This is a genomic window from Bradyrhizobium neotropicale (assembly GCF_001641695.1).
Classification (GTDB): domain Bacteria; phylum Pseudomonadota; class Alphaproteobacteria; order Rhizobiales; family Xanthobacteraceae; genus Bradyrhizobium; species Bradyrhizobium neotropicale.
Genome location: NZ_LSEF01000042.1, coordinates 128,448 through 141,491 on the forward strand (window position 1 = coordinate 128,448; position 13,044 = coordinate 141,491).

Sequence of the window (13,044 nt, forward strand, 5' to 3'; positions counted from 1 at the left end):
CCCGCCTCAAGATGCGCGCATCCGGGCCGCCGTGATCGTCGATCCCTCGACCGGAGTATTGTTTACGCGCGACACTCTCGCCGCCATCACTATCCCTCTGCAGTATTGGCGATCCGAGCGAGGGGGCCCGGGTGTCGGCGATGGTTCGGGCACCGCACGCATCGCCGAAATTCTGCCGAGCGAGCGTGAATTTCATGCCGTGCCGGCCGGCCACTTTGCCTTCCTCGTGCCCTGCTCGCCGGAGCTCGCGGCTGCGATCCCGCGCATCTGCACCGACAACCCGGTGGATTTCGACAGGGCCGCGTTCCATCGCGACTTCAACGCGAACGTCACGCGGTTCTTCCGCGAGCATCTCGCAGCCGTGCCGTGATCCGCACCGTCTAGCGATCTCGACAAAACGTCCAATTTCAGACATATAGTCCAGACCGGCCTTCCAGGAGAACGCCATGTCTGCCAGCTACATCGACCCGCGCAACGGAAAGCTCTATCCGCTGGACCAGCCGCGCTGGTGCTCGGACGAGCGCACGCCGCTCTTGGTCACGCCGGGGGCCGGCATGTCGCGCGAGGACATCGACAGCCGCACGCGCTCGCTCTGGCGCTACCGGGCGGCGCTGCCGGTCGAGATCAAAAACCCGATTACGCTCGGCGAAGGTTGCACGCCGCTGGTGCAGCAGGCATGGGGCGACCTGCGCCCGTTCTTCAAGCTCGAATGGTTCAACCCGACCGGCAGCTTCAAGGACAGGGGCTCGGCGGTGATGCTGTCCTTCTTGCGGCAGATCGGTGTCGACGCCATTCTGGAGGACAGCTCCGGCAATGGCGGCTCGTCCATGGCCGGGCTCGGCGCTGCCGGCGGGATGCGCGTGAAGATCCTGGCGCCGGCCTCGACGTCGCCCGCGAAGATTGCGCAGGTGCGCGCCTATGGCGCCGAGGTGCAACTCGTCGAGGGCCCGCGCGAGGAATCGGAGGCCGAGGCCATCCGGCAGTCGAACCAGACCTTCTATGCCAGCCACAACTGGCAGCCGTTTTTTCTCGAAGGCACCAAATCGTTCGCCTATGAAATCTGGGAGGATCTCGGTTTTCGCGCGCCCGACAATGTCATCGTTCCCGTCGGTGCCGGCAGCAGCCTGCTCGGTTGCGCCTTCGGCTTCCGCGAGCTGCTCAAGGCCGGCCAGATCGCAAAACTGCCGCGCCTGTTCGCAGCGCAGCCGCTGAACTGCTCGCCGATCGATGCGAGCTTTCAGGCCGGCATCGATACGCAGGTCGCCCGCGAGGTGCACAAGACCATCGCCGAAGGCACCGCGATCAAGCATCCCCTGCGCCTGCGCGAGATCATCGGCGCATTGCGCGAGAGCGGCGGCGGCACCGTGGCGCTCGCCGAGGAGGAGATCGTCGCCGCCCTGCGGCGGCTGGCGCGGCAGGGACTGTTCGCCGAGCCCACCAGCGCAAGCGCGGCCGCAGCGTTGGACAAGCTCTCTAGTAGCGGAGCGATCAAGGCGAGCGAGACCACGGTGGTGGTCCTCACCGGCACGGGCCTGAAGGCCGCAACCACCGTTGCCGATCTCGTGCAGTAGGACCGCGCGATGAGCCGTCGCAAGTCCGTTCCGAGTTCGAGCAAGGCCGGCGCGGATCGCAAGGTGCTGTTCGATCAATTGCAGCAGATCGCCAAGGGGCTGGGGGACACTTTCGCGCCGTTCTGCGAAGTCGTCCTGCACGATCTCACCCATCCCAAGAACGCGATCCTCGCCATTCACAACAACCTGTCGGGACGCAAGGTCGGCCAGGGTGCGACCGAGCTTGGTCTCGCCCGCATCGCCGATCCCGATTACGCGCAGGTGATCGCGAACTACGCCAACTCGTTTTCGGACGGCAGGCAGGCCAAGAGCACCTCCATCGGCATCAAGGACGCGGATGGGGACTACGTCGCCGCGCTCTGCCTGAATGTCGACCTGACGCTGTTCCAGGGCCTGCAAAGCGCCATCGGCCAGTTCATCAAGGTTGATACACAAAACAGTCCGCGCGAGATGCTCAGCCCCGTCGGCGCCGACGCCATCCGGGAGCATATCGACCGATTCGCCGCGCGCCGCGCCACCACGCCGCGCGCGCTCACCACAGAAGACCGCCGCATTCTGCTGCGTGAATTGCGAGAGGCCGGTTGCATGCAGGTGCGCCGCTCCTCGGAGATCATCGCGGCCCATCTCGGCGTCTCGCGCGCCACGGTGTACGCCGATGCCCGGTGATGCGGTCGGCTGACAACTGCGCGATCGCGGTTGGAGGGCGTTTCGATTTTTTGCCTCGCAGATCGCTGATGCGGCTGCCCGGTCGCGTTCTTGGGACTTTGATCGCAGGCGCGCGTTGAACCTTCGGCATCTGTCGTCATCCTCATAATGACGGAGTTCGAGCGAAGGGAGAGAGTTCCATGAACGACCCGTTTTCAGGTTTCAAGGCGATCCAGAAGGAAGCCTGGTCGCTGTTCACGCCGATGGAGGTGTTCACGACGCCGAGCGCGGCCAAGCTGGTCAATTTTGCCGGCGTGGCCGCCGGTCAAAGGCTGCTCGACGTCGGATGCGGCACCGGGGTCGTTGCGATCACGGCGGCGCGCCGTGGCGCGAAGGTGAGGGGTCTCGACCTGTCGCCGGTCCTCATCGAGCGCGCCCGGGAGCATGCGCAGCTCGTGAACCTCGACGTCGATTTCAGGGATGGCGACGCCGAGAATTTGCCCTACGGCGACGGTGAATTCGACGTGGTCCTCAGCCAGTTCGGCCACATGTTCGCGCCGCGTCCCGACGTCGCCATCGCCGAGATGCTGCGCGTGCTGAAGCCCGGCGGCACCATTGCCTTCTCAACCTGGCCGCCGCATCTCTATGTCGGGCGGATGTTCGCGCTGGTGGCGCGCCATGTGCCGCCGCCCGAGGGGGTGGCCTCGCCGGTGCTGTGGGGCGATCCCAAGATCATCACCGACCGCCTCGCGGGCAAGGTGAAGGCTCTCTCCTTCGAGATGGACATGATGACGCCGTCCGCGCTCAGCCCGCAGCACTTCCGCCGCACCATGGAATCCACCATCGGGCCCCTGATCAGGCTCGTCGTCCAATACAAGGACGAACCGGACAAGCTGCGCAGCTACCGCGCCGAGTTCGACGCGCTGATCTCGGAGTATTTCGACCGCAGCAACAACGTGATGCGCCAGCAGTTCCTGATGACGAAGGCAAGGAAGGTGTGAGGATGCGATCGCGTCTGCTTTCCCTTCTTCCCTTGTGGGAGAAGGTGGCGCGCTTTGGAGCGCAATTGCGCTCCAAAGCGCGCCGGATGAGGGGTCGCTACAGCGAATTCAAATGCGAGAGGATTACTCGCGGAGAGAGACCCCTCACCCGCCTCGCTTCGCGAGCCAGACCGTTCACTCCTTCAGATCGTTCACCTGTCTCACCCAGGCCCGCACATCGGCGAGCACGCCGGGCAGCAGCGCCTTGACCTCCTGCACGGTCATGCCGGGCTTGATGCGGGGATCGTAGAGCAGGTTGAGGATGTACTGGTCGTAGACGTCGAAATAGCCCATCGAGACGTTGTCGTTGAACATGGTCCAGGGCACGCTTGCGGTGTCGTTGATCGGACCGAGCGACTGCAACACCTCCTCATAGGCGCAGTCGAGGAACGTGAAATCGCCGTTGTCGACGGTGAGGATGACGTCGGAGTGCTCGATCTCGTAATTGTCGTTCTTGCGGAAGCCGGACAGGCACTGCGGATCGAGCGAGGAGCGGATCTCGCGCGCCTTCTCAGCGCCGTAGAAGCTGGCGATGGTCCGGTAGAGGTCGCGGTCGCGCACGAGCTTGACGCGCACGTTCGCCGCCTCGCTGGTGTCGGTCATGGCGATGTCGAGATGCTGCACGCGGGCGCCGATGTCGTCCACGATCCTGGCAAGCTGCGCCTTGCGGTCGGCGCGGTCGCTCTCGGCGTAGACGCGCACCGGCCCGTCGAACTTGCGGATGCGGTCGACGCGGCCGGCGAGGTGGTATTCGGCGCCGAAGGCGGTCTTGAAAAAGCCCTCGACGATCTCGGCGTCGGTGAAGCTCTTCTTCTCGGCGCGCTGGCGCGAGGCGATCGCGGGCAGTTCGGCCGCGGCGGCGATGGTAGCGATGTCACCGACGAACGCGAGGGCTGCGAGCGCCACGAGGGCGATGCGAGTGACAGGCGAAGGCGGAACGGATGCGCTCATCGTTGCCCGACGCTGCCGTATTCGCAAGCCGGGCACAAGACCGCAAATTCACGCGCCCGCACGGTTCCCGCCGCGCAGCTCCGCCTAGTTGTTCAGCACCACCACGGTGGTGCCGACCGAGACGCGGCCATAGAGGTCGGTGACGTCGTCATTGGTCATGCGGAAGCAGCCGGAGGAGACGGCCTGGCCGATCGTCTCCGGCTCGTTCGACCCGTGGATGCGGTAAAGCGTCGAGCCCAGATACATGGCGCGCGCGCCGAGCGGGTTCTCGATGCCGCCCCTCATGTGCCGCGGCAGGTCCGGACGGCGCGCCAGCATCTGCGACGGCGGCGTCCAATCCGGCCACTCCTTCTTGGCGGTGATCCTGTGCACCCCGCCCCAGCGGAAGCCGTCGCGGCCAACGCCGATGCCATAGCGCAGCGCCTGGCCGTTCGGCAGCACCAGGTATAGCCGCCGCTCGGCGGTGTTCACCACGATCGTGCCGGGTGCGTAGGTCCCGGTATAGGTGACGGTGGTGCGGGGGATCGCGCTCACGCCGGTGCGGAAGAAGTTCGGGCCGCCGCCCATGATGTCGCGGGTGTCGAACCCTTCCGCGAACGCGCCGCTGACCCCGGTCGTCAGGAGTGCGATGGCTGCAATCGGCGCGGCAAAAATCCGGATCATGGTTTCCCCCAGAAAAAAACGATTCAACGAAAGCCACAGGCCATATTTGCGCCCGTTCCGCAAGCCACGGCCCCGTGAGCGGACCATCCTTAACGATTGGCGTTGCCAAATCGCAACCCGCGCCAATTTGCCGAAAAGCGTTAGCCAAGACGATGCGTCGTTGCGCGGGGCAGGGCCGCGATGCCCGCTATTGCTTTGACGAGGCGCGCGAACAATGATTGATCGGAATGGAACGCTTTGAAATTGCCGGCTGGAGCTGAATGATGAACGGTGCGGAAAGTCTGGTACGGACGCTGGTCAAGGGCGGGGTCGACATCTGCTTCACCAATCCCGGCACGTCCGAGATGCACTTTGTCGCGGCGCTGGACCGTGTGCCGGGCATGCGCTGCGTGCTCGGCCTGTTCGAAGGCGTGGTGACGGGAGCCGCCGACGGCTATTTCCGCATGAAGGGCACGCCGGCCTCGACACTGCTTCATCTCGGCCCCGGCCTCGCCAACGGCCTTGCCAACCTGCACAACGCCAAGAAGGCGAATTCCGGCATCGTCAATATCGTCGGCCAGCATGCCACCTACCATATCGGCTACAACGCACCGCTGACCTCCGACATCGAGGGCCTGGCCCGGCCGATGTCGTCCTGGGTTCGCACCTCGCCGGACTCCAAATCGGTTGCCGCCGACGGTGCCGCGGCCATTGCTGCCGCCAGAAGCGCGCCGCCGCAGATCGCGACGCTGATCCTGCCCGCCGATACCGCCTGGAACGAGGCCGACGGCATCGCCGAGGTACCGGCCGAGAAGCAGCGGGCGAGCTACTCGCCGCAGGCGGTCGAGCACGCCGCGAGGATCCTGCACGGCGATGGCGAGGGCACGCTGCTGCTGATGACCGGCAGCGCGCTGAGCGAGCACGGACTGGCACTGGCCCAGCGCATCGCCGGCAGGACCGGTTGCTCCGTGATGGGCCCGACCTTCCGTCCCAAGATGGCGCGCGGCCGCGGCCGGTTCTCGATCGATCGAATCCATTACGTGATCGAGCAGGCGCTGCCGATGCTGGCGAAGTTCCGTCACATCGTGCTGGTCGAGGCCGACGATCCCGTGGCCTTCTTCGCCTATCCGAACAAGCCGAGCATGCTCAAGCCCGAGGGCTGCGACGTCCATCGCATGACCTCCTGGGGCGAGAACTCGGTCGCGGCGCTGGAGGCGCTTGCCGGCGCGCTGCATGCAAGCGCCAAGGATGTCAGGCCGCAGGCGCTGCAGGAACTGGTTAAGCCGACCGGCGCGCTGAACTTCGCCTCGATCGCGCAGGCGATCGCCTGCGCAATTCCGGAGAATGCGATCCTGGTCGATGAATCCCTGACCACTGGCCGCGGCTTCTTCCCGCCGACGGCGGCCGCTGCTCCGCATGATTGGCTCCAGAACATGGGCGGCTCGATCGGCTTCTCGACGCCGCTGTCGATCGGAGCCGCGATCGCCTGTCCGGACCGCAAGGTGATCTGCATGGTCGGCGACGGCAGCGCGATGTACACGATCCAGTCGTTGTGGACGCAGGCTCGCGAGAATCTGAACATCGTGACCATCGTGTTCGCCAACCGCATCTATCAGATCCTGCGCGGCGAGTTCGACAATGTCGGCGCCGGCGAGCCCGGCCAGCGTGCGAACGACATGCTCAGGCTCGACCGGCCGACCCTGGATTTCGTGGCGATGGCGAAGGGCATGGGCGTGCCCGGCCGCGCCGTGACCAACGCCGACGAGTTCAACAAGGCGCTGGCCGAAGCCGTCGCCGAGCCGGGGCCTCGGCTGATCGAAGTGCAGATGTAGGGTGCACGCGAAAGGGGGCGCCTGGAGCGCGATACGTCGCGCTCCAGTTCTTAGGTTGAGCATGATCTCGTTCGGAAAACCGGTGTCCACCTTTCCGGATCATGCTCTGGTCGAGGGGCACGATGCAGACCGAGCTGAACAAGGTGGTGGCGGCGCTCCGAGACTTCTACGCGCAAGAGACGTTTCTGTTCGAGAAGGATGTCGGTGAGCGCACCATCACGCACCGCTTCGCCGTCTATCTCGAGCGGCAGTTCCCGGGTTGGGCGATCGACTGCAACTACGACCGGCTCGGCGAGCGCACGCTGCACCTGCCGCACGGTACGATCATCTCGACCGACGACCATCTCGGCAAGTCGATCTATCCCGACGTCGTCGTGCATCAGCGCGAGATCCCGAACAATCTGCTCGCCGTCGAGGTGCGCAAGGCGAGTAATCACACGTCCCTGGAGCACGACCAGCACAAGCTGAAGGCGATGACCGATCCGGATGTCTGGTTCGCCTACGGGATCGGCGTGCTGCTGGTGCTTGCAAAGCGCAACGTGACGATGTCGGAGGTCTATGTCGGCGGCGTCATCGATCGGCCACTCTCGCTCTGGCTCGCCGCGCGGTTGGAGGGGGTCGGCCTCGGCGGCGGCCATTGAGGCGGCAAAAGGCCGCCCGGGCAGGGCGGCCTTCGCGATATCCGGAGCTTACGAAACGGCGAGCTCAGTGCAGCGGCTTCCCCTGACCCAGCGCATAGGCCACGAGATCCTTCAGCGCGAACCCGGGTCCCGTTACCGGCGTCCATTGTGGGTCGAGCGACAGGAGCGAAGAATTGTCGCCGAACATCATGCCGAGGAAGACTTCGGCCACGATGCGTCCGCCGACCGGCCCGAGCTGCGGCGTGTTGATCGTATCCGGGCCGCCCGTGGCGGGAATCGTCACGGCAGTCTGGTTCTGCCGCGCCTCGGCGAGGATGTAGGTCCAGAGCGGGCAGTTGCCCTTGAACGCGCCGTTCGCGATGGTCGCGATCTTGATCTGCGGATCACCCTCCTCGGGCTTGTCGACCGCCTTGCCGATGATGATCTGCTCGTCCGCGAGCGGCGTCAGGTGCATGGCTCTGGCGACCGCTTGGCCCGACGGCAGGCCAAGCCGCCAGCCGCGGTCGAGATTGCGTAGCGCAAGGGATGCCGGCGGATCGGAGGCGATTTCCGGCGGAAGCGTGCCCAGCGGGTCGACCAGCGCGGTGTCGATGCGATAGGCGAACTGAAGCCGCTTCTTGTTGTCGGCATTGGTGGCGTCGTCCTCGACGCCATAGGCGCGCTTGTCGATGTCGATGAAGCGGCCCCAGTCGATGGCGCGTCCAGGGCCCATCGTGCGGAAGCCGGTCAGCGCGTTCTTGTCGGGGTCTTCGGGATCTGGAAAAATCAGCAACAGCATTGTGTCGGCGTCGTTCAGCCGATAGCCGGGACGGATCATCGAGTGTCCGAGCCGGTAGGCCGCGACGGAAAATTCGACCGGCATGAACGGCCAGGTCTTCCAGTGGTAATACCTGATCTTGCCACGGTCGTAGTGGCCGGTGGTCTTGAGGTCGTTCAGCACGCTGGCGTGGACGATCCGCGGCAGGAAATCGTTCAGCACGACGTATTGATAGTGGAAGCGGACGCGCTGCTGCACCTCCTCGAAGGAGAGGGCGGAATTATCGTCGACCATCCGGTTGTGAAAGCGCAGGAACAGGCATTGCAATTGCGACACGATGCTGTTCTCGTCATTGCGGGGATCGCCGATCAGCGCGCGGCCCTTGAAGCGCGGCAGATCGCTGGCGTTGGATACGCCGGAGCCCGTCAAGGCCTCGCCCAGCAGGAACTTGCCGCTGTTGTCGTACATGTAGGGCTGGTCGCCCGGACCGCGCCCGTAGAGATTGTCCAGATCCAGCGCCGGCGTGCGGAAATCGACGAGCCCGTCCGGGTCCTGTTGCTTGGTCAACGAGCTCACCGGATCGAAGGTGATATCGTGGTCGATGAATTGGCCGAAATAGGTGTAGAGCGCGGGAATCCCGCTCTCTTCCGCATCGGGGCCGTCCTTGGGCGGGTCGAAGTCGGCCACCATCTCGTCCGCGAGCGCCGACAGATTAGCGAAACTGTCGGCATCAGTGGCGCCGAATTTCGCTGGCGTGAGGTTGCCGAACATGCGGCCGAAGCGGCCTTGCGAAAGCGGAGAACGCGTCACGTTCAAACCGCGCGGAATAATGCTGTGGCGGCTGCTCATGAAAAACCTCCCTGAAAATTCACACGAAAAGCGAATAGAGCTAAAGTTGTTCACGAAAGGATATGCAGGTTAGGCTAGATCAAGCGCTGCGAGGCGACAAGCTGCTCGACGGCTACGTGCGCGATCCTGTTGCTGGTTTGGGAGGGAGCGTCGTGAACAAGCTGCGGCCGCGCTTTGCAAATTTTTCCCGGCGCGCTCGCGAATAACATTCTCGTCATCGCGCGGCGCGACACCGGTTGCGCGGCCTCGCGCGCAGTCTGCACGTCGTCGTCGGTCGCCTGTACAATGTCAGCTTCGTCGACCTATCGGCCCCGATCGTGCGCACGAAAGAGATGTGGCGGCGTGGGAAGGCTCGCGCGCGCACGCCGCCGCATCATCAGTAGGAGTCGCGCTGCTGCGCGAACGCGTAGCGCGGATTGATGCCGCAATAGGACGACGTGCCGGATGCCGTGGCCAGACACTGCTGATAGCTCGCGAACTGGCAATTGCCGGGATAGCCCCAGCTGCGCCCTTGCAGACAATATCTGTCGCTTGCGGCATGTGCCGGTGCCGAGAATGTCGCGGCAAGCAGCGCAGCGAATGAGGCGAGGGTCAGGATGGTGCGACGCATTTCAATCTCCTTCGAATGCGGGGTGAGAACCATGTCGGCCGGACCTTTGCGCTTCCAGCGCTCGTCCGCATGGTCTTGCCTGCTTTGGTGCCCCGCGGCGCGGGAGCGCGTTTCGGGTGTGACGCATCATGACGCAGGCAGCTATCGGTTATGTGATCTCGGCCACAGTTCGCGCGCGGGTTCCCGCCTATCCTCGCCGACTTGCACGCGTTGATCCGGCGGGATTACGCTTGCTCATCAGGACTAACGCTTGCGTCATTCGGATCAGGCATCTTGGAGGCTCCGATGCAAAAATCATATTTGCTCGCTGCGACGGCAGTGCTCGCGCTCATTCTGCAGACACCGGTGGCGCTGGCCCAGAGCACACCCGCCGAGAGCACACCGGCCGAGAGCACACCGGCCCAAAGCACACCGGCCCAAAGCACACCGGCCGAAAGCACACCGGCCGCGACCGGCACTGCACCGGCGGCTGCGACCACGGCGCCGGCCGCCACCTCCACGCCGGCCGCAACCACGCCGCCGAGCGCAACCACCGACACCTCGACTCCGTCGACCAGCTCGAAGAAGAGCGCCGCGAAGAAGCCGGCGAAGAAGAAGATGACGCGGCAGCAGGAGATCGATCATTCCATCGACACCGGCACTGTTCCCGCGCGCTATCGCAGCTCCGTACCCAAGCAATACCAGCAATACATTCCGTTCGATAAGCGGTGACGCATGTTCGCGGCGGCGCGACGCGAGTTGCGCCGCAGTGATCATCTGAGATGGGCGCGATCAGAGCGCGGCCTTGGAGACCTTTGTCAGGCGCAGATCTGATCTACCTTGCGGCGGCCTGCGGTCGCGGTGCTAGAGTAGGCCAAAGCCTTGGGGATGGGGCCTTGGGGACGGTCATGAGTGATGATGGGAAGGATGCCGGCCTTGTGGCGATGATCAGCAGCATTCTTGGAGGAGGCAAGCGCGCCGACGCCGTAGAACCGCCTCCGCTCGCTGATGTCCCGCCAACTGCGCCGACGAACGGACTGGAAGCGATTGCCGCGCAAATCGCGGACGTGGCGCCGCTGAAGCGCGAGGATGCCTCCAATGGCGCGGTCGCGTCCGCGCAACTGATCGAGCCGGCTCAAGTCGTGCCGCAACCGGGCGGCAAGCGACGGCTGCCTGCGGAAGTGATTGCCGATCTCGTGCTCGGCGAGTTGCGCAAGATCGTTGATTTTCCGGCGTCCGGCGTCTCTGTCACGGTCTATGGCTACCGGAATTGGAACGCCATGATCACGTTCGCGCCGTTCTCGACCACGTTCCGGGACGCGACCCGGTTCCGCCAGGCGTTGCCCGATATCGTTTTCAAGCTGCGCCGATACGTCGACCTCGAGCTTTAGTTTCGCTACAATCGCCGACAGCTATCGATGAGGTCCAAGGATTGAGCGTCGCCTTTACCAAAGAAGAGAGTGCCGAAACCGCGTCCGAGACGTTGTTGCCGGACCGTCCGATTTCGCCTCATCCCAACCTGGTGACGCAATCAGGATTGCAGGCGCTGGAGCTGCAGCTTCGGCAAGCGCGCGAAGCCTATGACGCCGCGCAGCAGGTCGAAGACGTCAATGAAAAGCGCCGCCAGTCGGCGGGCCCCTTGCGCGACGTTCGCTACTTCGTCGAAAGGCTTCGCACGGCCCAGCTCGTCCCCGATTCGTCGTCGACCGATACGGTCGCCTTTGGAAGCACGGTGACCTTCAGCCGCGCCGATGGCCGCGTCCAGACGTATCGCATCGTCGGCGAGGACGAAGCGGATCCGAAAGCCGGGTCGATCTCGTTCGTATCTCCGGTCGCAAAATCCCTGATCGGGAAAGCCGTCGGAGACGTCGCAGGTTCCGGCAATCAGGAGATCGAGATTCTGTCGATCGCGTAGCGATGCGGTTGCGATGGTGATATTTAGCGCCTTGAACACGAATTGCAGGACATTGATGCGAGTGTCGGGACGCTAGACGCGAGAGCCCTCGGCTCCACGAACGCAAAGGTATGAGATTTCCGCTGGTAGGATCAAAGCTGACAGAGCTTTGGATCCGGGGGACGGCGCCTGTTGACCCGGAGCCGACGTTGGAACATCGGAAGATTTCCGGTTTGCCCCAAATAGATGGGGTAATCGGCCGATCCAGCTTGTGGATAGCTGAAGATTTTAGGTGCTGCGCTTCAGGCTGATGGTGAAACGAGGTCCGTGGTGACGGCCTCAAGCATCAGAAGGAGAAGCGCAGCATGGACCATTTTGCCGGACTGGACGTATCGGTCAAGGAGACGAGTGTCTGTATTTTGGATGACACGGGCAAGATCTTGAAGGAAGTGAAGGTGGCGAGCGAGCCTCAAGCACTTCTGAAGGTTCTGGGGAATCCCGCCTACCGCTTCAAGCGGATCGGACTGGAAGCCGGACCGTTATCGCAATGGCTATTCAGCGCTCTCGCCGAAGCCGGATTACCAGTGATCTGTGTGGAGACGCGGCACATGCAGGCGGTGTTGAAGGCGCAGATCAACAAGACCGATCGCAATGACGCGCGCGGCATCGCTCAGATGATGCGGGTGGGAGTGTACCGCCCGGTGCATGTAAAGACGCTACGCAGCCAGAAACTGCGTATGCTGCTGACCCATCGTAAGCTATTGCAGTCGAAGGCCATCGCCATCGAGAACGATCTGCGCGGGACTTTGCGTAACTTCGGCCTCAAGGTGGGCATGGTCGGAACGGTGAGGTTCGAGGCCCGCATCCAGGAGCTTGTCGAGACTATTCCCGACCTGGTGGTGCTGGTGGAACCGATGCTCGTTGTGCGGCGGGCGCTGCGCGAACAGATCGTCATCCTGCACCGCCGCTTGCTGGCAATCGTGCGAGACGACGAGGTGTGCCGGCGCCTGATGACGACCCCCGGTATCGGCCCGGTGGTGGCGCTGACCTATCGCGCGACTGTCGATGTGCCAGCCCGATTCCGAAAGTCCAAGTCAGTCGGGGCAGTATTTGGGCTGACGAGCTCCAGGTATCAATCAGGCGAGATCGATTGGAGCGGTAGGATATCGCGCTGTGGCGATGAGATGATGCGGACGATGCTCTACGAAGCAGCGCAGAGCATGTTGCATTCGAAGAAATGGTCATGGCTTAAAGCCTGGGCCATGCAGATCGCCAGGCGCCGTGGAATGAAGAGGGCGATCGTCGCCCTGGCCCGCCGGCTGGCCGTCATCATGCACCGCATATGGATTGATGGCACCGAGTTCCGGTGGACCCGGGAGCCGGCCACGGCAGCAGCATGAAAGCCGTTCAGGATCAAACCCGATAAGGAGAAAAATCGAGATCCACCCAGCAGTGGAAAGATGTCCCTCGCGGGACGATGGATGAGGTGAGTTCGCGAGTCCGCTTGAACCTGCCGTTCAAACTGACGACAAGGCCGCGGTATAGATTGTTCCACCTCATCCTCGAATCCCATGATGGAAGGGCCCTGGTGCCGATTCCGAAGAGAAGCGCGAGCCCGTGAGCGACATCGACA

The 13,044-nt window shown here is 63.8% G+C and carries 13 protein-coding genes and 1 pseudogene; 10 read left to right on the top strand and 4 right to left on the bottom strand.

What is annotated here, in order from left to right:
- From AXW67_RS43990 to AXW67_RS13800, 4 genes and pseudogenes are all read left to right on the top strand, one after another.
- Positions 1–370: pseudogene (locus AXW67_RS43990) on the top strand (alpha/beta hydrolase family protein); the annotation flags it as partial.
- Between the two features lie 76 nt (positions 371–446).
- A complete protein-coding gene (locus AXW67_RS13790) occupies positions 447–1,571 on the top strand; it encodes a threonine synthase (RefSeq protein WP_063678320.1) in 1,125 nt (374 codons plus the stop codon).
- A 9-nt stretch (positions 1,572–1,580) separates the two neighbouring features.
- Positions 1,581–2,237 (top strand): helix-turn-helix transcriptional regulator, encoded by a 657-nt coding sequence (locus tag AXW67_RS13795; protein ID WP_063678321.1) that lies wholly within the window; start codon positions 1,581–1,583, stop codon positions 2,235–2,237.
- 179 nt (positions 2,238–2,416) lie between these two features.
- On the top strand, positions 2,417–3,217 hold the full coding sequence (locus tag AXW67_RS13800) for a class I SAM-dependent methyltransferase (RefSeq protein WP_063678322.1): 801 nt from the start codon (positions 2,417–2,419) through the stop codon (positions 3,215–3,217).
- A 174-nt stretch (positions 3,218–3,391) separates the two neighbouring features.
- On the opposite strand, the gene AXW67_RS13805 is transcribed toward AXW67_RS13800, so the two are convergent.
- Together AXW67_RS13805 and AXW67_RS13810 are read right to left on the bottom strand one after the other, a co-directional pair.
- A complete protein-coding gene (locus AXW67_RS13805; RefSeq protein ID WP_063678323.1) occupies positions 3,392–4,207 on the bottom strand; it encodes a DUF2927 domain-containing protein in 816 nt (271 codons plus the stop codon).
- Positions 4,208–4,291: 84 nt separating this feature from the next.
- Complete coding sequence (locus AXW67_RS13810; RefSeq protein ID WP_063678324.1) at positions 4,292–4,870, bottom strand: L,D-transpeptidase; 579 nt, start codon at positions 4,868–4,870, stop codon at positions 4,292–4,294.
- 263 nt (positions 4,871–5,133) lie between these two features.
- Between AXW67_RS13810 and AXW67_RS13815 the strand changes: the two genes are divergently transcribed.
- Positions 5,134–6,681, top strand: coding sequence for an acetolactate synthase large subunit (locus tag AXW67_RS13815; RefSeq protein ID WP_027555067.1), 1,548 nt, complete (start codon positions 5,134–5,136; stop codon positions 6,679–6,681).
- 122 nt (positions 6,682–6,803) lie between these two features.
- Positions 6,804–7,322 carry a hypothetical protein gene (locus AXW67_RS13820; protein WP_063678335.1) on the top strand — a complete coding sequence of 173 codons (519 nt, stop codon included), beginning with the start codon at positions 6,804–6,806 and terminating at the stop codon, positions 7,320–7,322.
- Positions 7,323–7,386: 64 nt separating this feature from the next.
- On the opposite strand, the gene AXW67_RS13825 is transcribed toward AXW67_RS13820, so the two are convergent.
- Both AXW67_RS13825 and AXW67_RS13830 read right to left on the bottom strand, forming a co-directional pair.
- On the bottom strand, positions 7,387–8,928 hold the full coding sequence (locus AXW67_RS13825) for a peroxidase family protein (RefSeq protein WP_063678325.1): 1,542 nt from the start codon (positions 8,926–8,928) through the stop codon (positions 7,387–7,389).
- A gap of 376 nt (positions 8,929–9,304) precedes the next feature.
- A complete protein-coding gene (locus tag AXW67_RS13830) occupies positions 9,305–9,538 on the bottom strand; it encodes a DUF3551 domain-containing protein (RefSeq protein ID WP_063678336.1) in 234 nt (77 codons plus the stop codon).
- 285 nt (positions 9,539–9,823) lie between these two features.
- Between AXW67_RS13830 and AXW67_RS13835 the strand changes: the two genes are divergently transcribed.
- The 4 genes from AXW67_RS13835 (at position 9,824) to AXW67_RS13850 (ending at position 12,811) form a co-directional block, all read left to right on the top strand.
- Positions 9,824–10,249: a hypothetical protein gene (locus tag AXW67_RS13835; protein WP_063678326.1), complete on the top strand. Its 426-nt coding sequence runs from the start codon at positions 9,824–9,826 to the stop codon at positions 10,247–10,249.
- 176 nt (positions 10,250–10,425) lie between these two features.
- On the top strand, positions 10,426–10,908 hold the full coding sequence (locus tag AXW67_RS13840; protein ID WP_063678327.1) for a hypothetical protein: 483 nt from the start codon (positions 10,426–10,428) through the stop codon (positions 10,906–10,908).
- Between the two features lie 41 nt (positions 10,909–10,949).
- On the top strand, positions 10,950–11,432 hold the full coding sequence (gene greA / locus AXW67_RS13845; protein WP_063678328.1) for a transcription elongation factor GreA: 483 nt from the start codon (positions 10,950–10,952) through the stop codon (positions 11,430–11,432).
- A 344-nt stretch (positions 11,433–11,776) separates the two neighbouring features.
- A complete protein-coding gene (locus AXW67_RS13850) occupies positions 11,777–12,811 on the top strand; it encodes an IS110 family RNA-guided transposase (protein WP_063678329.1) in 1,035 nt (344 codons plus the stop codon).
- Positions 12,812–13,044 lie beyond the last annotated feature (233 nt).